16 protein-coding genes are annotated in these 20,451 nt (G+C 57.4%); 15 read left to right on the top strand and 1 reads right to left on the bottom strand.

Features of this window, described 5'->3' with window-relative positions; translation table 11 throughout:
• The first annotated feature begins 111 nt into the window (after window positions 1-111).
• From ACP3TY_RS17130 to ACP3TY_RS17120, 3 genes are all read left to right on the top strand, one after another.
• On the top strand, window positions 112-963 hold the full coding sequence (locus ACP3TY_RS17130; protein ID WP_212544251.1) for a glycine betaine ABC transporter substrate-binding protein: 852 nt from the start codon (window positions 112-114) through the stop codon (window positions 961-963).
• 242 nt (window positions 964-1,205) lie between these two features.
• A complete protein-coding gene (locus ACP3TY_RS17125; RefSeq protein WP_426618047.1) occupies window positions 1,206-1,517 on the top strand; it encodes a DUF485 domain-containing protein in 312 nt (103 codons plus the stop codon).
• Window positions 1,514-3,172, top strand: coding sequence for a cation acetate symporter (locus ACP3TY_RS17120; RefSeq protein WP_053118483.1), 1,659 nt, complete (start codon window positions 1,514-1,516; stop codon window positions 3,170-3,172). Before ACP3TY_RS17125 ends, ACP3TY_RS17120 begins: the two co-directional genes overlap by 4 nt.
• Before the next feature lie 1,061 nt (window positions 3,173-4,233).
• On the opposite strand, the gene gltA is transcribed toward ACP3TY_RS17120, so the two are convergent.
• The gene (gene gltA / locus ACP3TY_RS17115; protein ID WP_007919904.1) at window positions 4,234-5,523 is read right to left on the bottom strand and encodes a citrate synthase; all 1,290 of its coding nucleotides are present in this window, start codon (window positions 5,521-5,523) and stop codon (window positions 4,234-4,236) included.
• A gap of 363 nt (window positions 5,524-5,886) precedes the next feature.
• Between gltA and sdhC the strand changes: the two genes are divergently transcribed.
• From sdhC to ACP3TY_RS17055, 12 genes are all read left to right on the top strand, one after another.
• Window positions 5,887-6,261: a succinate dehydrogenase, cytochrome b556 subunit gene (gene sdhC, locus ACP3TY_RS17110; protein ID WP_016773673.1), complete on the top strand. Its 375-nt coding sequence runs from the start codon at window positions 5,887-5,889 to the stop codon at window positions 6,259-6,261.
• On the top strand, window positions 6,255-6,623 hold the full coding sequence (sdhD, locus tag ACP3TY_RS17105; protein ID WP_003222999.1) for a succinate dehydrogenase, hydrophobic membrane anchor protein: 369 nt from the start codon (window positions 6,255-6,257) through the stop codon (window positions 6,621-6,623). The genes sdhC and sdhD overlap by 7 nt, the downstream gene beginning before the upstream one ends.
• Window positions 6,624-6,626: 3 nt before the next feature.
• Window positions 6,627-8,399 (top strand): succinate dehydrogenase flavoprotein subunit, encoded by a 1,773-nt coding sequence (gene sdhA / locus ACP3TY_RS17100; protein WP_008077944.1) that lies wholly within the window; start codon window positions 6,627-6,629, stop codon window positions 8,397-8,399.
• 11 nt (window positions 8,400-8,410) lie between these two features.
• A complete protein-coding gene (locus tag ACP3TY_RS17095; RefSeq protein WP_053118486.1) occupies window positions 8,411-9,115 on the top strand; it encodes a succinate dehydrogenase iron-sulfur subunit in 705 nt (234 codons plus the stop codon).
• A 251-nt stretch (window positions 9,116-9,366) separates the two neighbouring features.
• The gene (locus tag ACP3TY_RS17090; RefSeq protein ID WP_053118487.1) at window positions 9,367-12,198 is read left to right on the top strand and encodes a 2-oxoglutarate dehydrogenase E1 component; all 2,832 of its coding nucleotides are present in this window, start codon (window positions 9,367-9,369) and stop codon (window positions 12,196-12,198) included.
• Between the two features lie 42 nt (window positions 12,199-12,240).
• Window positions 12,241-13,464: a 2-oxoglutarate dehydrogenase complex dihydrolipoyllysine-residue succinyltransferase gene (gene odhB / locus ACP3TY_RS17085; RefSeq protein WP_064117361.1), complete on the top strand. Its 1,224-nt coding sequence runs from the start codon at window positions 12,241-12,243 to the stop codon at window positions 13,462-13,464.
• Between the two features lie 109 nt (window positions 13,465-13,573).
• Window positions 13,574-15,010, top strand: a complete 1,437-nt coding sequence (gene lpdA / locus ACP3TY_RS17080; protein ID WP_053118492.1) for a dihydrolipoyl dehydrogenase — start codon at window positions 13,574-13,576, stop codon at window positions 15,008-15,010.
• Window positions 15,011-15,209: 199 nt separating this feature from the next.
• Complete coding sequence (gene sucC, locus ACP3TY_RS17075; protein ID WP_007919879.1) at window positions 15,210-16,376, top strand: ADP-forming succinate--CoA ligase subunit beta; 1,167 nt, start codon at window positions 15,210-15,212, stop codon at window positions 16,374-16,376.
• Window positions 16,376-17,257, top strand: a complete 882-nt coding sequence (gene sucD / locus ACP3TY_RS17070; protein WP_008082972.1) for a succinate--CoA ligase subunit alpha — start codon at window positions 16,376-16,378, stop codon at window positions 17,255-17,257. The genes sucC and sucD overlap by 1 nt, the downstream gene beginning before the upstream one ends.
• A 447-nt stretch (window positions 17,258-17,704) precedes the next feature.
• The gene (brnQ, locus tag ACP3TY_RS17065; RefSeq protein WP_053118494.1) at window positions 17,705-19,018 is read left to right on the top strand and encodes a branched-chain amino acid transport system II carrier protein; all 1,314 of its coding nucleotides are present in this window, start codon (window positions 17,705-17,707) and stop codon (window positions 19,016-19,018) included.
• Window positions 19,019-19,269: 251 nt separating this feature from the next.
• Window positions 19,270-20,007 (top strand): DUF599 domain-containing protein, encoded by a 738-nt coding sequence (locus ACP3TY_RS17060; RefSeq protein WP_159815062.1) that lies wholly within the window; start codon window positions 19,270-19,272, stop codon window positions 20,005-20,007.
• Window positions 20,007-20,408, top strand: coding sequence for an MAPEG family protein (locus tag ACP3TY_RS17055; RefSeq protein WP_212550925.1), 402 nt, complete (start codon window positions 20,007-20,009; stop codon window positions 20,406-20,408). Before ACP3TY_RS17060 ends, ACP3TY_RS17055 begins: the two co-directional genes overlap by 1 nt.
• Window positions 20,409-20,451: the final 43 nt, after the last annotated feature.

Below are 20,451 nucleotides of genomic sequence, written 5' to 3'. Positions count from 1 at the left end.
CACTGATGTTCCAGCGAGTTTGCGGTCGGGCGTGATGGGGGCGCTGTGCACCATAACAATACGTTGACGCCGCCCGTCATCCGTCGGGCGCAGCATTTCGGGGAAGTAACGATGAAGATGCGACGACTTTTAGGCGCAAGTGCTGCTCTGGTGCTTGCGATGAGCTCCACTTTCGCCAGTGCAGAAAAGCAGACCCTGAACATCGGTTACGTTGACGGCTGGTCCGACAGCGTGGCGACCACCCACGTAGCCGCCGAAGTGATCAAACAGAAACTCGGCTACGACGTGAAGCTGCAAGCCGTCGCCACCGGGATCATGTGGCAGGGTGTTGCCACCGGCAAACTCGACGCCATGCTTTCGGCCTGGCTGCCAGTAACGCACGGCGAATACTGGACGAAAAACAAGGATCTGGTCGTCGATTACGGCCCGAACTTCAAGGATGCAAAAATCGGCCTGATCGTGCCGGAGTACGTCAAAGCCAAATCGATCGAAGATCTGAAAACCGACGACACCTTCAAAAACCGCATCGTCGGCATCGACGCCGGTTCAGGCGTGATGCTCAAGACCGATCAAGCGATCAAGGATTACGGCCTCGACAAATACAGTCTTAAAGCCAGTTCCGGCGCCGGCATGATTGCCGAGCTGACCCGTGCCGAGAAGAAAAACGAATCCATCGCCGTCACCGGTTGGGTGCCGCACTGGATGTTCGCCAAGTGGAAACTGCGCTTCCTCGACGACCCGAAAGGCGTGTACGGCGCGGCTGAAACCGTGAACAGCATCGGCAGCAAAGGGCTGGAAGCCAAGGCACCGGAAGTGGCCAAGTTCCTGAAGAACTTCCAGTGGGCTTCGAAAGACGAAATCGGCGAAGTGATGCTCGCGATTCAAGACGGCGCCAAGCCTGAAGCCGCAGCGAAAGATTGGGTGGCCAAACACCCGGAGCGCGTGGCTGACTGGACTAAATAACCGCCACACCGCCGTACCCCACTGTGGGAGCGAGCCTGCTCGCGAATGCGATCTGTCAGTTGATACATATTTCGACTGAACCGACGCTTTCGCGAGCAGGCTCGCTCCCACATTTTTTTGCGCATGCTTGAAATTGGCAAAAGTGTCATGGCGTTCTACTACTAAGGTCGTCTGTTCCCGCTCCCGCAGCCGCATACATTAGCTATGTTCCAACAATAATTTGTGCTGCGAGGATAAAAACAATGAACGACAGCATTTACCTCTCGATTCAAAACAGTCCCCGATTCAAGGAGCTGGTAAAGAAAAGGGAACGATTCGCCTGGATTCTCTCGGCAATCATGCTAGGGCTTTACTCCGCATTCATCCTTCTGATTGCTTACGGGCCGCATATTCTGGGCGCGAAGATCAGCCCTGAATCATCCATTACCTGGGGTATCCCGATCGGTGTCGGCCTGATTCTGTCTGCCTTCATCCTGACCGGTATCTACGTGCGCCGCGCCAATGGCGAGTTTGACGACCTGAACAATGCGATTCTCAAGGAGGCTCAGCAATGATCCGGCGTCTACTGGCTTTATTAAGTGTTGCAGCATTTGCACCGGGTGCCTGGGCGGCGGATGCGCTGACGGGTGAAGTGGCCAAACAGCCGCTGAATATTCCTGCGATCCTGATGTTCGTGGCGTTCGTCGGTGCCACGCTGTACATCACCTACTGGGCCTCGAAGAAAAACAATTCGGCCGCCGACTACTATGCGGCGGGTGGCAAGATCACCGGTTTCCAGAACGGTCTGGCGATTGCCGGTGACTACATGTCGGCGGCGTCCTTCCTGGGAATTTCCGCGCTGGTGTTCACCTCCGGCTACGACGGCCTGATCTACTCGATCGGCTTCCTGGTGGGCTGGCCGATCATTCTGTTCCTGATCGCCGAGCGTCTGCGTAACCTGGGTAAATACACCTTTGCCGACGTGGCGTCCTACCGCCTCGGGCAAACCCAGATTCGCACCCTGTCTGCCTGCGGTTCGCTGGTGGTGGTGGCGTTCTACCTGATCGCGCAAATGGTCGGTGCGGGCAAGCTGATCCAGCTGTTGTTCGGCCTCGATTACCACGTTGCGGTGATTCTGGTCGGCGTGCTGATGTGCATGTACGTGCTGTTTGGCGGCATGCTGGCGACCACTTGGGTACAGATCATCAAGGCTGTGTTGCTGCTGTCCGGTGCCTCCTTCATGGCGCTGATGGTCATGAAGCATGTCGGCTTCGACTTCAACACGCTGTTCTCCGAGGCGATCAAGGTTCACGCCAAAGGCGAAGCGATCATGAGCCCGGGCGGTCTGGTCAAGGATCCGATTTCGGCTTTCTCGCTGGGTCTGGCGCTGATGTTCGGTACCGCTGGCCTGCCACACATTCTGATGCGCTTCTTCACCGTGAGTGACGCAAAAGAAGCACGTAAGAGCGTGTTGTACGCGACTGGCTTTATCGGCTACTTCTACATCCTGACCTTCATCATCGGCTTCGGCGCGATCCTGCTGGTCAGCACCAACCCGGCCTTCAAAGATGCTGCAGGCGCGCTGTTGGGCGGCAACAACATGGCGGCGGTGCACTTGGCCAACGCGGTCGGCGGCAGCATCTTCCTCGGCTTTATCTCGGCGGTAGCGTTTGCGACCATTCTGGCGGTTGTGGCGGGTCTGACTCTGGCCGGTGCTTCGGCGGTGTCTCACGACCTGTACGCCAGTGTGATCAAGAAGGGCAAGGCGAACGAGAAGGACGAGATTCGTGTGTCGAAGATCACCACCATTGCTTTGGCGGTGTTGGCGATTGGCCTGGGTATTTTGTTCGAAAGCCAGAACATTGCGTTCATGGTGGGCCTGGCGTTCTCGATCGCGGCGAGCTGTAACTTCCCGGTGCTGTTGCTTTCGATGTACTGGAAGAAGCTGACCACACGCGGTGCGATGATTGGCGGCTGGTTGGGGTTGATCAGTGCTGTTGGCCTGATGATCCTTGGCCCAACCATCTGGGTGCAGATTCTGCATCATGAGAAGGCGATCTTCCCTTACGAGTATCCGGCGCTGTTCTCGATGATCATTGCCTTTGTGGGTATTTGGTTCTTCTCGATTACGGATAAGTCGGCGGCGGCGGACAAAGAACGTGCGCTGTTCTTCCCGCAGTTTGTGCGTTCGCAGACTGGGTTGGGGGCGAGTGGGGCGGTTTCTCACTGATGGTTTGATGGTTTTGTAATGTTGTGCTGAATGCCCCGGTTGAGAGATCGGGGCATTTTTTGTGGGCGGTTATCGGACTTTGGTGTGTTTTTTTTGATTGGGTGAATATCCGTTGCTGCGGTAACGGCGGCTTAGGGTTTCGCCCTGACGGCGACTCACTTTTTTTCAAACGCCAAAAAAAGTAAGCAAAAAACGCTTGCTCCTACGTGCGGCCCGCTCGCTGGGGCTCGGGGTTCCTTCGCTGCGGGATCGATCCGGGCGCAGCGCCTACGGTTTGCTTCGCTGCACCTCCTCTCGCTGTGTTTGGCTGCGCCAAACGGTCGCTGCGCTCCCACCCCCGGATCAATCCCTCCACTCAGCCTTCCGACGGGCTCCGAGATCAAGATCAAGATCAAGATCAAGAGCAGGCGAGCTGACACTCGGCCTATTGAGTGGTGTGGAGCACGGCGCGCTTGGCTTTGGTTTTTGTGGTGTTTTTGCCCCTCATCGGAACGCCGCCCGCCCAGCCCTCTCCCGAGGGAGAGGGAGCCGATGGTGGGCTTTTCAAAATATGCATTCGACTCGGCATCCCAAGCCGGCATACCTCTCCCAAACACCCCGATCAGTCCCCTCTCCCTCCGGGAGAGGGCTAGGGTGAGGGGCTTTTGATCTGGCTTTTGATTGTGCTTTGGCTTTTGATTTTTTGCCCCATCGGCAGGCCGAGCGGAGGTGTTCATCAGGGGGTAGGCGCGAAGCGCCGTGCGGCGCAGCCGCATACATCGAGAGGAGGTGCAGCGAAGCAAACCGTAGGCGATGCCCCCGGATGGACACCGTAGCGAGGGAACACTGAGCCTCAGCGAAGTGCCGTACGCCAGGGGCAAAGCCTTTTGGTTCCTTTTTGGCGTTTGAAAAAGGGACTCGCTGTAAGAGCGAAACCGCCAGCGGCAGCACCCGCAAAAACGGATATACACCCAACCCTCAAATCCAGTCGGCCCACAGGCCGCTGAGACCAAACAAAAACGGCCCCTATATAAATAGAGGCCGTTCCCGGTACAACTTAAGACGTTAACGCAAGACAGGTCTTATTTGCGATCTTCCAGCTTGGAAATATCACGCGACTCGTAGCCAGTGTACAACTGGCGCGGACGGCCAATCTTGTACGGGCTCGAAAGCATCTCTTTCCAGTGCGAAATCCAGCCAACAGTACGTGCCAGCGCGAAAATCACCGTAAACATACTGGTCGGAATGCCGATCGCCTTGAGGATAATCCCCGAGTAGAAATCGACGTTCGGGTACAGCGAGCGCTCGATGAAGTACGGGTCAGTCAACGCAATCTCTTCCAGGCGCATGGCCAGTTCGAGTTGCGGATCATTATTAATGCCCAGTTCCTTCAGCACTTCGTCACAGGTCTGCTTCATTACAGTCGCGCGAGGGTCGCGGTTCTTGTAAACGCGGTGACCGAAGCCCATCAGCTTGAACGGATCGTTCTTGTCCTTGGCCTTGGCGATGAACTTGTCAATGTTCGACACATCGCCAATCTCATCCAGCATGGTCAGAACGGCTTCGTTCGCACCGCCGTGAGCAGGGCCCCACAGTGCGGCGATACCGGCGGCGATACAGGCGAACGGGTTGGCACCCGAAGAACCTGCCAGACGTACGGTGGAAGTCGATGCGTTCTGCTCGTGGTCGGCATGGAGGATGAAAATCCGGTCCATGGCCTTGGCGAGCACCGGGCTGATCGGTTTGATCTCGCACGGGGTGTTGAACATCATGTGCAGGAAGTTTTCCGCGTACGTCAGGTCGTTGCGCGGGTACATCATGGGTTGACCCATGGAGTACTTGTAAACCATCGCTGCCAGGGTCGGCATCTTGGCAACCAGACGGATCGCGGAGATTTCGCGATGCTGCGGGTTATTGATGTCGAGGGAGTCGTGGTAGAAGGCCGAGAGGGCGCCGACTACACCGCACATGACGGCCATTGGGTGGGCGTCGCGACGGAAGCCGTTGAAGAAGGTTTTCAGCTGCTCGTGAACCATGGTGTGGTTTTTCACGGTGCTGACGAACTGGGCCTTCTGTTCTGCGGTCGGCAATTCGCCGTTGAGCAGCAGGTAGCAGGTTTCCAGGTAGTCCGACTTTTCAGCCAGCTGTTCGATCGGGTAGCCGCGGTGCAACAGAATGCCGTTGTCGCCGTCGATATAGGTGATCTTCGATTCGCACGAAGCGGTCGACATGAAACCCGGGTCGAAAGTGAAGCGGCCCGTGGCCGTCAGGCCCCGAACATCGATTACATCGGGACCAACGGTGCCGGTTAAAATGGGCAGCTCGACGGGGGCTGCGCCCTCGATGATCAACTGCGCTTTTTTGTCAGCCATGTGGCCTCCTATTTATGCTTGAACCATCAGACAGACCCCCCACGCAGGGCCCGCACCACTATAGTGAGATAAATTCGAATGTCAATTTGCCTAAAGTCTTGCTCCAGAAGGCTTTAAGCGCACTTTTTCCTCGAAATTGCCTGCCATTTACGCCTTTTATGCAACTTGTGCAATCAGCTATTGGGGGTAGGTGATTGCGTTGTCATTAGTAGCCTAACTGTCTATACTCGGCCACCGACCGCCAAGGGCTTTTGGGCTTGCTTTCATTGGGGGTCGCATCCCTGGGTGGTGGTTACCTGACCAGTGCACTCCCCAACAACTTTGCCCTGATTGTTAGGGGCTCTTCAGTGTGAAAAAAAAGCCGTGAAAAGCCAACGACCTGTAAACCTAGACCTAAGGACCATCAAACTCCCAGTCACTGCTTACACGTCCATTCTTCACCGAATCTCCGGTGTCATCCTCTTCGTGTGCCTTGCCATCATGCTTTACGCATTGGACAAGTCGCTGAGCTCCGAGGAAGGCTTCGGTCAGGTGAAAGCGTGTCTGACCAGTCCGCTAGCCAAGCTAGTGATTTGGGGCATCCTGTCCGCTCTGCTGTATCACTTGGTAGCCGGTGTGCGCCACTTGATCATGGACATGGGCATCGGTGAGACGCTGGAAGGCGGCAAGCTGGGCTCGAAAATCGTTATCGCCGTTTCCGTGGTGGTAATCGTTCTGGCAGGAGTTTGGATATGGTAACTAACGTCACGAACCTCTCGCGTTCGGGCCTCTATGACTGGATGGCGCAACGTGTGTCTGCGGTCGTTCTCGCGGCTTACTTCATCTTCCTGATCGGATACGTCGTGGCCCACCCTGGCCTCGAGTATGCCCAGTGGCATGAACTGTTCGCCCACAACGGGATGCGTATTTTCAGCCTCCTGGCCCTTGTTGCCCTTGGCGCTCACGCCTGGGTCGGCATGTGGACCATCGCGACTGACTACCTGACGCCAATGGCGTTCGGCAAGTCCGCGACGGCTATACGTTTCCTTTTCCAGGCAGTATGCGGCGTTGCGATGTTCGCTTACTTCGTCTGGGGTGTGCAGATTCTCTGGGGTATCTGAGTCATGGCTAACATTCCAACGATTTCTTTCGACGCCATCATTATTGGTGGTGGCGGTGCCGGCATGCGCGCTGCGCTGCAACTGGCACAGGGCGGTCACAAGACTGCCGTGATCACCAAGGTTTTCCCGACCCGTTCGCACACTGTTTCCGCTCAAGGCGGCATCACTTGCGCAATCGCGTCCGCTGACCCGAACGATGACTGGCGCTGGCACATGTACGATACCGTCAAGGGTTCCGACTACATCGGTGACCAGGACGCTATCGAATACATGTGTCAGGAAGGCCCGGCTGCTGTTTATGAGCTGGACCACATGGGCATGCCGTTCTCGCGCACCGAACAGGGCCGCATCTATCAGCGTCCGTTCGGCGGCCAGTCCAAGGATTACGGCAAAGGCGGGCAGGCTGCCCGTACGTGCGCCGCTTCCGATCGTACCGGTCACGCGCTGCTGCACACCCTTTATCAGGGCAACCTGAAAGCCGGTACCACGTTCCTGAACGAGTACTACGCTGTCGATCTGGTGAAAAACCAGGAAGGCGACTTCGTCGGTGTGATCGCGATCTGCATCGAAACCGGCGAAACCACCTACATCCGCGCCAAAGCCACCGTATTGGCTACCGGCGGTGCAGGTCGTATCTACGCGTCCACCACCAACGCCCTGATCAACACCGGTGACGGCGTCGGCATGGCTCTGCGTGCTGGCGTGCCGGTACAAGACATTGAAATGTGGCAGTTCCACCCGACCGGCATCGCCGGCGCCGGTGTACTGGTTACAGAAGGTTGCCGTGGTGAAGGTGGTTACCTGATCAACAAGCACGGCGAGCGTTTCATGGAGCGTTATGCTCCGAACGCCAAAGACCTTGCCGGTCGTGACGTTGTTGCTCGCTCGATGGTTAAAGAAATCATCGCCGGCAACGGTTGCGGCCCGAATGGCGACCACGTACTGCTCAAACTCGACCACCTGGGCGAGGAAGTACTGCACAGCCGTCTGCCAGGCATCTGCGAACTGTCGAAGACTTTCGCACACGTTGACCCGGTTGTTGCGCCGGTTCCGGTTGTTCCGACTTGCCACTATATGATGGGCGGCGTTGCCACCAACATTCATGGTCAGGCGATCACCCAGGACGCTGAAGGTGTCGACAAGATCATCCCGGGCCTGTTCGCTGTAGGCGAAGTGGCTTGCGTATCGGTTCACGGTGCCAACCGTCTGGGCGGCAACTCGCTGCTCGACCTGGTGGTATTCGGCCGCGCTGCCGGCCTGCACCTGGAAAAGGCGCTGACCGACGGCATCGAATACGACGACGCTACCGAAGCCGACATCGAAGCTGCCCTGTCGCGTCTGAACGCGCTGAACAGCCGTACTGATGGCGAAGACGTGGCAACCCTGCGTCGCGAGCTGCAGAACTGCATGCAGAACTATTTCGGTGTATTCCGTACTGGCGAATACATGCAGAAAGGTATCGCTCAGTTGGCTGATCTGCGTACCCGCATCGCCAACGTGAAGATCAACGATAAGTCGCAGGCGTTCAACACTGCCCGTATCGAAGCGCTGGAACTGCAAAACCTGCTGGAAGTGGCTGAAGCTACTGCCATCGCTGCCGAGGTTCGTAAAGAGTCGCGCGGTGCTCACGCCCGTGAAGACTTCGAAGACCGTGACGACGAAAACTGGCTGTGCCACACCCTGTACTTCCCGGGTGACAAGCGCGTCACCAAGCGTGCCGTGAACTTCTCGCCGAAGACTGTTCCGACTTTTGAACCTAAGATTCGGACTTATTAAGGGTGGCCGCCATGTTGCAAGTCAGCGTATATCGTTACAACCCTGATCAGGACGCCGCGCCGTTCATGCAGGAATTCCAGGTCGATACCGGTGGTAAAGACCTGATGGTGCTGGACGTACTGGCCCTGATCAAAGAGCAGGACGAAGGTTTCTCCTATCGTCGCTCTTGCCGTGAAGGCGTTTGCGGTTCCGACGGTATGAACATCAACGGCAAAAACGGCCTGGCATGCATCACGCCGCTGTCTGCTGTTGTAAAAGGTAACAAGTTGATCGTTCGTCCGCTGCCAGGTTTGCCGGTTATCCGTGACCTGGTTGTCGATATGAGCATCTTCTACAAGCAATACGAGAAGGTGAAGCCTTACCTGCAGAACGACACGCCGGCTCCGGCCATCGAGCGTCTGCAGTCGCCAGAAGAGCGCGAAAAGCTCGACGGTCTGTACGAGTGCATCCTGTGCGCTTGCTGCTCGACCTCTTGCCCGTCCTTCTGGTGGAACCCGGACAAGTTCCTGGGTCCAGCTGCACTGCTGCAAGCTTATCGCTTCCTGGCAGACAGCCGTGACACCAAGACTACCGAGCGTCTGGCTTCGCTCGATGACCCGTTCAGCGTATTCCGCTGCCGGGGCATCATGAACTGCGTCAACGTATGTCCGAAAGGCCTGAACCCGACTAAGGCCATCGGTCACATCCGTAACATGTTGCTCTCGAGCGGCGTGTGATTCAGCTGATGTAACCGCTGTACCGTAGAGGCTGTGGCGCGGGCTTCAACCCGCGTCATGGCTATAACCAGAGCAGTAGCCACAAGCTGCGGCTCTTATTTTGAAGAAATGAGACAAGCAGGGGCATCCGGGCTGGTACCCGGACTATCAGCGTGATCCTAGGTGGCTTGTTTTAGTCGCTGCATTCGGACTTCTGCAAGTTTGCTCGGTGTCGTCGCCGATGGTGTTCCCCTAACCGAGGGTGACCAAGCATGCAAGAAAGCGTGATGCAGCGCATGTGGAACAGCGCCTACCTTTCAGGTGGAAACGCTGCCTATGTGGAAGAGCTTTATGAGCTCTACCTGCACGACCCTAACGCTGTGCCAGAAGAGTGGCGCACCTACTTTCAGAAGTTGCCCGCCGACGGCAACTCTGCCACTGATGTTTCGCACTCCACAATTCGCGATCATTTCGTGCTGCTGGCAAAGAACCAGCGCCGCGCCCAACCGGTTTCCGCCGGGAGCGTGAGCAGTGAGCACGAGAAGAAGCAAGTTGAAGTGCTGCGATTGATCCAGGCCTACCGTATGCGTGGCCACCAGGCAGCCCAGCTTGACCCGCTGGGGCTGTGGCAGCGTCCTGCACCTGCAGACCTGTCGATCAATCATTACGGCTTGACCAATGCCGATCTTGATACGACCTTCCGTGCCGGCGACCTGTTCATCGGCAAAGAGGAAGCGAGCCTACGCGAAATTCACGAAGCGTTGCAGCAGACATATTGCCGCACCATCGGCGCTGAATTTACGCACATCACCGATTCCGAGCAGCGCCAGTGGTTCCAGCAGCGTCTGGAAAGCGTGCGTGGTCGTCCGACGTACTCCGCCGACATCAAGAGCCACCTGCTTGAGCGCGTGACTGCCGGTGAAGGCCTGGAAAAATACCTGGGCACCAAATACCCGGGCACCAAGCGTTTCGGTCTGGAAGGCGGCGAAAGCCTGATTCCGATGCTCGACGAACTGATCCAGCGTTCCGGTTCCTACGGCACCAAGGAAGTCGTCATCGGCATGGCCCACCGTGGCCGTCTGAACGTACTGGTCAACACCTTCGGCAAGAACCCGCGCGAGCTGTTCGACGAGTTCGAAGGCAAGAAGAAGGTCGAGCTGGGTTCCGGTGACGTTAAGTATCACCAGGGCTTCTCGTCCAACGTGATGACCGCCGGCGGTGAAGTTCACCTGGCCATGGCGTTCAACCCGTCCCACCTGGAAATCGTTTCCCCGGTGGTAGAAGGTTCGGTTCGCGCCCGTCAGGATCGTCGTAACGACCCGACCGGTGAGAAGGTTCTGCCGATCTCCATCCACGGTGACGCTGCTTTTGCAGGTCAGGGCGTGGTCATGGAAACCTTCCAGATGTCGCAGACCCGCGGTTTCAAAACCGGCGGTACCGTGCACATCGTGATCAACAACCAGGTTGGTTTCACCATCAGCAACCCGCTGGACTCGCGTTCCACCGAGTACGCCACCGACGTTGCCAAGATGATCCAGGCGCCGATCCTCCATGTGAATGGTGATGATCCGGAAGCCGTGCTGTTCGTGACCCAGCTGGCCATCGATTACCGCATGCAGTTCAAGCGTGACGTGGTGATCGACCTGGTCTGCTACCGTCGTCGCGGCCACAACGAAGCTGACGAGCCAAGCGGCACCCAGCCTCTGATGTATCAGCAGATCACCAAACAGCGCACCACCCGTGAGCTGTACGCTGATCGTCTGACCCAGGGCGGTGTGCTCGACGCAGAGCGTGTTCAGGCGAAAGTCGACGAATACCGCAACGCGCTGGACAACGGTCTGCACGTCGTGAAATCGCTGGTCAAAGAACCGAACAAAGAGTTGTTCGTGGACTGGCGTCCGTATCTGGGCCACGCCTGGACTGCGCGTCACGACACGCGTTTCGATCTGAAAACCCTGCAAGAACTGTCCGCCAAGCTGCTGGAAATTCCGGACGGTTTCGTGGTGCAGCGTCAGGTCGCGAAGATCTACGAAGACCGTCAGAAGATGCAAGCCGGCGGCCTGCCGATCAACTGGGGTTACGCCGAAACCATGGCGTACGCGACCCTGGCGTTCGAAGGTCACCCGATTCGCATGACTGGTCAGGACATCGGCCGCGGTACGTTCTCGCACCGTCACGCTGTGCTGCACAACCAGAAAGACGCGGGCACCTACATTCCGCTGGCGCACTTGTACGACGGTCAGCCACGCTTTGACCTGTACGACTCGTTCCTGTCGGAAGAAGCGGTACTGGCATTCGAATACGGTTACTCGACCACCACGCCGGACGCGCTGGTGATCTGGGAAGCCCAGTTCGGTGACTTCGCCAACGGTGCACAGGTTGTTATCGACCAGTTCATCACCAGCGGCGAGCACAAGTGGGGCCGTCTCTGCGGTCTGACCATGTTGCTGCCACACGGTTACGAAGGTCAGGGCCCTGAGCACAGCTCGGCACGTCTTGAGCGTTACCTGCAACTGTGCGCCGAGCACAACATTCAGGTAGCTGTACCGACCACGCCAGCACAGATCTACCACTTGCTGCGTCGTCAGGTGATTCGTCCGCTGCGCAAACCGTTGATCGTGCTGACGCCGAAGTCGCTGCTGCGCCACAAGCTGGCCATCTCGACTCTGGAAGATCTGGCCGAAGGTTCGTTCCAGACCGTGATCCCGGAAATCGATACTCTGGATCCGAAAAAGGTCGAGCGTGTTGTTCTGTGTAGCGGCAAGGTCTACTACGACCTGCTGGAAAAACGCCGTGCCGAAGGCCGTGAAGATATCGCCATCGTGCGTATCGAGCAGCTGTATCCATTCCCTGAGGACGACTTGAAAGAAGTCCTGGCTCCGTACACCAACGTCAAAAATGCCGTTTGGTGTCAGGAAGAGCCGATGAACCAGGGCGCCTGGTACTGCAGCCAGCACCACTTGCGTCGCAGCATCGGTAACCTCGACAAGTCTCTCGTACTTGAGTACGCGGGCCGTGAGGCTTCTGCTGCCCCAGCTTGTGGTTACGCATCGATGCACGCCGAGCAGCAGGAAAAACTCCTGCAAGCCGCGTTTACCATTTAATGCCTTCGCGCACCTGAAACCGAATTTAAGGAACTACAGATAATGGCTATCGAGATCAAAGCCCCCACTTTCCCGGAATCGGTTGCCGATGGCACCGTTGCCACCTGGCACAAACAACCGGGCGACGCCGTCAAGCGTGACGACCTGATCGTCGACATCGAAACTGACAAAGTCGTACTGGAAGTTCTGGCTACCGCCGACGGCGTGCTGGGCGCAATCGTCAAGAACGAAGGCGACACCGTTCTGTCCGACGAAGTGCTGGGCTCCATCGAAGCGGGCGGCGCTGCTGCCGCTGCTCCAGCCGCCGCTGCTGCTCCGGCCGCTGCTGCCGCTGCACCGGCTGCTGCCGAAGGCGAAGACGATCCTGTTGCTGCACCGGCTGCACGCAAGCTGGCTGAAGAAAACGGCATCAACATCGCCTCCGTTGCCGGCACCGGCAAAGGCGGTCGTGTGACCAAGGAAGACGTAGTCGCTGCTGTTGCTGCCAAGAAAGCCGCTCCAGCTGCCGCGCCTGCCAAGGCTGCTGCTCCTTCGGCCGCCGCTCCTGTGTTCGCCGCTGGCGACCGCATCGAGAAGCGTGTACCGATGACCCGCGTGCGTGCCACCGTGGCCAAGCGTCTGGTTGAAGCTCAGTCGAACATGGCGATGCTGACCACTTTCAACGAAGTCGACATGACTGAAGTCATGGCTCTGCGTTCGAAGTACAAGGATCTGTTCGAGAAGTCCCACAACGGCGTACGCCTGGGCTTCATGTCGTTCTTCGTTAAAGCAGCGACCGAAGCGCTGAAACGCTTCCCGGCTGTTAACGCATCGATCGACGGCGCTGACATCGTTTACCACGGCTACGCTGACATCGGCGTTGCCGTTTCCAGCGACCGCGGTCTGGTTGTTCCGGTTCTGCGTAACGCCGAACTGATGAGCCTGGCTGAAATCGAAGGCGGCATCGCAACATTCGGCAAAAAAGCCCGTGACGGCAAACTGTCGATGGACGAGATGACCGGTGGTACCTTCACCATCACCAACGGTGGTACCTTCGGTTCGATGATGTCGACCCCGATCGTCAACCCGCCGCAGGCAGCGATTCTGGGCATGCACAATATCATCCAGCGTCCTATGGCCATCAACGGTCAGGTCGTTATCCGTCCGATGATGTACCTGGCACTGTCCTACGATCACCGTCTGATCGATGGCAAAGAAGCTGTGACCTTCCTGGTGACCATCAAGAACCTGCTGGAAGATCCGGCGCGTCTGTTGCTGGATATCTAAAAAACAGCGGCAAGCTTCAAGTTTCAAGCCACAAGCTCAAAGCGAGCGGGGTGGGCTTGGAGCTTGTTGCTTGCGGCTTGTAGCTTTATTGCTAAAGAGGATTTTTTGAATGTCGCAGAAATTTGACGTAGTAGTGATCGGTGCTGGCCCTGGTGGCTACGTGGCTGCCATCAAGGCGGCGCAGCTGGGTCTGACCACTGCCTGCATCGAGAAGTACACCGACGCTGAAGGCAAGCAAGCCCTGGGCGGCACCTGCCTGAACGTAGGCTGCATTCCTTCCAAGGCGCTGCTCGACAGCTCCTGGAAATACAAGGAAGCGAAAGAAAGCTTCAACGTTCACGGTATCTCGACCGGCGAAGTCAAAATGGACGTCGCTGCGATGGTTGGCCGCAAGGCTGGCATCGTCAAGAACCTGACCGGCGGCGTTGCCACTCTGTTCAAGGCGAACGGCGTTACTTCGATCCAGGGCCACGGCAAACTGCTGGCTGGCAAGAAAGTCGAAGTTACCAAGCCAGACGGCTCGGTTGAAGTCATCGAAGCTGAAAACGTGATCCTGGCTCCAGGCTCGCGTCCAATCGACATTCCACCGGCTCCGGTTGATCAGAACGTCATCGTCGATTCGACTGGCGCTCTGGAATTCCAAACCGTACCTAAGCGTCTGGGCGTGATCGGCGCTGGCGTGATCGGTCTGGAACTGGGTTCGGTATGGTCGCGTCTGGGTTCGGAAGTGGTTGTCCTCGAAGCACTGGACACCTTCCTGATGGCAGCGGACACCGCTGTTTCCAAGGAAGCGCTGAAAACCCTGACCAAACAAGGTCTGGACATCAAACTGGGCGCTCGCGTGACCGGCTCGAAAGTGAATGGCGACGAAGTCGTTGTGAACTACACCGATGCCAACGGCGAACAGACCATTACTTTCGACAAGCTGATCGTAGCCGTTGGTCGCCGTCCGGTGACCACTGATCTGCTGGCTTCCGACAGCGGCGTGACCCTCGACGAGCGCGGTTTCGTGCACGTTGACGATCACTGCGCGACCACCGTACCGGGCGTTTTCGCCATCGGTGACGTGGTGCGCGGCATGATGCTGGCGCACAAGGCATCGGAAGAAGGCATCATGGTTGTCGAGCGCATCAAGGGCCACAAAGCCCAGATGAACTATGACCTGATCCCTTCGGTTATTTATACTCACCCGGAAATCGCGTGGGTGGGTAAAACCGAGCAGGCCTTGAAAGCTGAAGGCGTTGAAGTTAACGTCGGCACCTTCCCGTTCGCCGCTTCCGGCCGTGCCATGGCCGCCAACGATACCGGTGGTTTCGTCAAGGTCATCGCTGATGCCAAGACTGACCGCGTATTGGGCGTGCACGTGATTGGCCCGAGCGCTGCAGAACTGGTTCAGCAGGGCGCGATCGGTATGGAATTCGGCACCAGCGCTGAAGATCTGGGCATGATGGTTTTCTCCCATCCGACCCTGTCTGAAGCCTTGCACGAAGCTGCTTTGGCGGTGAATGGCGGCGCCATCCACATTGCCAACCGCAAAAAGCGTTAACAGACAATAAGAAACCACGGCGGTAACGGCCCGTCGTGAGCCTTGCGAGCAAGTCTCACCGCGGAATGTCCGCTGGACGCAGTCTTGCGTAGTTGCACCGGGTATCCGGAAAGGCTACGCAAGCAGCAGTCACAGGTGGCGCGGCACTCATACGAGCGCAGCGCCGAATGCGCAGTACCTAACGAAGACGGTAAAAAGCATGAATCTTCACGAGTATCAGGGTAAGCAGCTGTTCGCTGAATACGGCCTGCCAGTTTCCACTGGTTACGCAGTAGACACCCCGGAAGCAGCAGCAGAAGCTTGCGACAAAATCGGCGGCAGTGAGTGGGTTGTCAAAGCCCAGGTCCACGCTGGTGGTCGCGGTAAAGCGGGCGGCGTTAAGCTGGTTCGCAGCAAAGAAGACGCCAAAGCCTTCGCACAGCAGTGGCTGGGCAAGCGTCTGGTGACTTACCAGACTGACGCCAATGGCCAGCCAGTCACCAAGATCCTGGTTGAATCGTGCACTGATATCGCTAAAGAGCTGTACCTGGGCGCTGTCGTTGACCGTTCGAGCCGTCGTATCGTGTTCATGGCTTCCACCGAAGGTGGCGTGGACATCGAGAAAATCGCTCACGACACTCCAGAAAAAATTCTGAAAGCCACTATCGATCCACTGGTTGGCGCTCAACCATTCCAGGGTCGCGAGCTGGCATTCCAGCTGGGTCTGGAAGGCAAGCAGGTTGCTCAGTTCGCCAAGATCTTCGTAGGTCTGGCCAAGCTGTTCAAGGATCACGACCTGGCTCTGCTGGAAGTGAACCCGCTGGTGATCAAGGCTGACGGCGATCTGCACTGCCTGGACGCCAAGATCAACATCGACGCCAACGCAATGTACCGTCAGCCTAAGCTGAAGACTTTCCACGATCCGTCGCAAGACGATCCGCGCGAAGCGCACGCTGCCAAGTTCGAGCTGAACTACGTAGCACTGGAAGGCAACATCGGCTGCATGGTCAACGGTGCTGGCCTGGCCATGGGTACCATGGACATCGTCAACCTGCATGGCGGCAAGCCAGCCAACTTCCTCGACGTAGGTGGTGGCGCTACCAAAGAACGCGTAACTGAAGCGTTCAAGATCATCCTGTCCGACACCAACGTCGCTGCAGTACTGGTCAACATCTTCGGCGGCATCGTTCGCTGCGACATGATTGCCGAAGGCATCATCGGCGCTGTGAAAGAAGTCGGCGTGAAAATCCCGGTTGTTGTTCGCCTTGAAGGTAACAACGCTGAGCTGGGCGCTAAAGTACTGGCAGAAAGCGGTTTGAACATCATCGCTGCTACCAGCCTGACCGACGCTGCTCAACAAGTTGTCAAAGCTGCGGAGGGCAAATAATGAGCGTCCTGATCAATAAAGACACCAAAGTTATCTGCCAGGGTATTACCGGTTCGCAAGGTAGTTTCCACACCCAGCAAGCCATCGAATACGGCACCAAGATGGTTGGTGGCGTTACTCCTGGCAAAGGCGGCACCGAGCACCTGGGTCTGCCAGTGTTCAACACCGTTAAAGACGCAGTAGAAGCCACTGGCGCTACCGCTTCCGTGATCTACGTTCCGGCTCCTTTCTGCAAAGATTCGATCCTGGAAGCGGCATTCGGCGGCATCAAGCTGATCGTTTGCATCACCGAAGGCATTCCTACCCTGGACATGCTGGACGCTAAAGTTAAGTGCGACGAGCTGGGCGTAGTCCTGATCGGCCCTAACTGCCCAGGCGTTATCACTCCGGGCGAGTGCAAGATTGGCATCATGCCAGGTCACATTCACTTGCCAGGCAAGGTCGGTATCGTTTCGCGTTCCGGCACCCTGACCTACGAAGCTGTCAAGCAGACTACTGACGCCGGTTTCGGTCAGTCGACTTGCGTCGGCATCGGTGGTGACCCGATCCCGGGTTCGAACTTCATCGACATCCTGAAGCTGTTCCAGGAAGACCCGAAGACCGAAGCGATCGTGATGATCGGTGAGATCGGCGGTTCGGCTGAAGAAGAAGCGGCTGCCTACATCAAGGCACACGTGACCAAGCCGGTTGTTTCCTACATCGCTGGTGTGACTGCTCCTCCGGGCAAGCGCATGGGCCATGCTGGCGCAATCATCTCTGGCGGCAAAGGCACTGCAGACGAGAAATTCGCTGCACTGCAAGACGCAGGCGTTAAAACCGTGCGTTCGCTGGCAGACATCGGCAAGGCCCTGGCCGAGCTGACCGGTTGGGCTGTCAAGTAAGCCTCGCGCTTAGCTGACGCTTCACCAAACAAAGGCCACCTTCGGGTGGCCTTTGTCGTTTCTGCAATTTGGAAGATCAAAAGATCGCAGCCTTTGGCAGCTCCTACATTGAAATGCGTTTTCATTGGGGGCGATCGAAATGCCTTCATGGCCGGCAACCGTCATCCCCTGTAGGAGCTGCCGAAGGCTGCGATCTTTTGATCTTTGCCGTACCAACGAAAAATAGATACGTAAACGCGACACAGAAACGTCGCGTATCGGATAGTTCGCCCTCTAACAGTGCGTTTGCAGGCCAAATTCGTTAGGCTAGCAGCCATTTTTGCGTCTGCCGCCCACAAGGCATGCAACGCGCTTTAAGGGTCAGTCCCATACGGATCGACAGCATTTCCCTAATTACACAGGGCAATCCCCCTCTAAATTCCGATTCAGTAGTGTGGTATTACCTTAATGAAAGTTTTGAAAGGTCAGGACATCCTGGCACTTGGCTTTATGACATTTGCCCTGTTCGTTGGGGCCGGCAACATTATCTTCCCGCCTATCGTTGGCCTGCAGGCCGGACCTCACGTCTGGATGGCTGCGCTGGGTTTTCTGATCACCGCAGTGGGTTTGCCGGTGATCACCGTTGTCGCACTGGCCAAGGTCGGTGGGTCGATGGACGCGCTGAGCAGCCCGATCGGTAAAGTCGCGGGCGGCATTCTTGCGGCTGCGTGCTATCTGGCCGTCGGCCCGCTGTTTGCCACTCCGCGTACCGCCACCGTGTCCTTCGAAGTCGGTTTGGCGCCGTTGACCGGCGAAAGCCCGCTGGCGCTGTTCCTCTACAGCTCGGTGTACTTCCTGCTGGTGTTCTTCATCTCGCTCTACCCGGGCCGTTTGCTGGACACTGTTGGCCGTTTCCTCGCGCCGCTGAAGATCATCGCGCTGGCCGTGCTCGGTATCGCTGCATTCGCCTTGCCGGCGGGTGACGTCGGTCACGGCACGCCGGAATACGTCGCGGCACCGTTCTCCCAGGGCTTCATCAATGGTTACCTGACCATGGATACCCTCGGCGCGCTGGTGTTCGGCATCGTCATCGTCAACGCGATCCGCTCCCGTGGTGTGGAGTCGCCGAAGTTGATCACCCGTTACGCGATCATCGCCGGTTTGATCGCCGGTGTCGGTCTGGCGCTGGTCTACATCAGCCTGTTCCGTCTGGGTTCCGGCAGCCATGAAGTGGCCGTCGGTGCAACCAACGGCGCGGCGGTCTTGCACGCTTACGTGCAACACACCTTCGGTTCGCTGGGCAGCGGTTTCCTCGCGGTACTGATCTCGCTGGCGTGCCTGGTGACGGCAGTAGGTCTGACCTGCGCCTGTGCCGAGTACTTCAGTCGAGTGCTGCCACTGTCGTACAAGACCCTGGTGATCATTCTGGCGGCGTTCTCGCTGCTGGTGTCCAACCTCGGTCTGACCAAGCTGATCGCGTTCTCCATTCCGGTGCTCACCGCGATCTACCCGCCGTGCATCGTGTTGGTGGCGCTGAGCTTCTGCAAAGACTTCTGGCATGAACACGGTCGTATCCTCGGCCCGGTGATGCTGGTGTCGTTCCTGTTCGGCAGCATCGACGCACTGAAAGGCGCGGGTCTGGCTGACTGGATGCCGACGCAGCTGTCGCACCTGCCGCTGAGCGAGCAAGGTCTGGCGTGGCTGGTGCCTTGTGTGATGACTTTGGTGGTTGCAGTGGTGTGTGATCGCCTGCTGGGCAAGCGCAGCGAAGCGGTTGCCTGAGGTTGGCTGACCCGCCATAAGCGGGTCTTCAACGCTTAAACAGAAATGCCCCGTATCAATCGATACGGGGCATTTTTTATGGGCGTCAGGCAGTGTCTTTTTCCCTGAACCATCGTCGAAGAGTTGCATCGCTTTTTGTAGGAGCAGAGCTTGCTCGCGAAAGCGATCTGACATTCAACATTGATGTCGACAGAAACGCCGCTTTCGCGAGCAAGCTTTGCTCCTACAGGTCACGTATTCAAAGGAATTGCATGTCGTTCATCCAGGCCAATCTGATCCACTTGCTCGCCGCGTGCTGGTTTGTCATCTGCTGGGGCGGTTACACCCGTTATGCCACGTGGAAGGGCCGCGACACCGCGTGCCTGGCCAGCGTGCTGCACTTGTACCGAGAAGACTGGATGCGCCGCATGCTCTTGCGCGACAACCGCATCGCCGACGCCAGCGTGATCGGCAATCTGGAGCGCAACGCCTCGTTTTTCGCCTCCAGCACGCTGATCATCCTCGCCGGTATTCTCACCGTGCTCGGTGCGTCCGAGCGGGCGGTGTCGTTGCTGGCGGACATCCCGATGGTGCAGCAAGCGTCGCAGGGCATGTCGGAAATCAAATTGCTGTGCCTGGCGATGGTGTTCGTCTACGCCTTCTTCACCTTCAGTTGGTGCATGCGCCAGTACAACTTCGCGGCGGTGCTGGTCGGTTCGGCGCCGATGATCGGCGAGCGTCATGTCTCCGAACAGGAGCGTAAAGCGTTCGCGGCACGGGCGGCGCGGGTGATTTCGATGGCGGCCAACCAGTTCAACTTCGGTCTGCGCTCTTACTACTTCGGCATGACCATGCTCGCGTGGTTCGTCAGCCCGTGGCTGTTCATGTTGTTGAGCACTGGCGTGGTGCTGGTCTTGTACCGTCGCGAGTTTCATTCGGACGTTCTCGACGTAATGGTCTATACCCCTACAGAGGCGCCCATTCCCGAGGCGAACAAAGAGGCCGCTTGATGAGTATTCCGTTCTGGTGTGTGTTTATCAGCGCTTTGCTGATTTATGTGGCGCGTATGCCAGTGGCCAAGGCGATGAAAGAGCAGGGCGGTTACAACAACCACTTGCCGCGCCAACAACAGGCGCAACTGACTGGTTACGGCGCGAGGGCGCTGGCGGCGCATCAGAACAGTATCGAAGCGTTCATGTTATTTGCCGTGGGTGTGTTAATGGCGCACACCACGCAAACGGTAGGATGGCTGATCGATACATTGGCGATCATCTTCGTCATCGCCCGCATCGTCTATTTGTGGTTTTACCTGGCTGATCTGCCAGCGCTGCGTAGCCTGGTCTGGTTCGTTGGCTTAGTGTGTTCGCTGCTGCTGATGATTAGTCCGACTTTTAGAACTGTCTTGCTCTAACCGATATTGCCGTTAAATCCCAGACAAAAGAAAACCCGCACTA

The sequence above is a fragment of the Pseudomonas rustica genome, from assembly GCF_049959085.1.
Classification (GTDB): Bacteria; Pseudomonadota; Gammaproteobacteria; order Pseudomonadales; family Pseudomonadaceae; genus Aquipseudomonas; species Aquipseudomonas rustica.
This window is presented reverse-complemented; position numbering and strand designations above follow the sequence as displayed.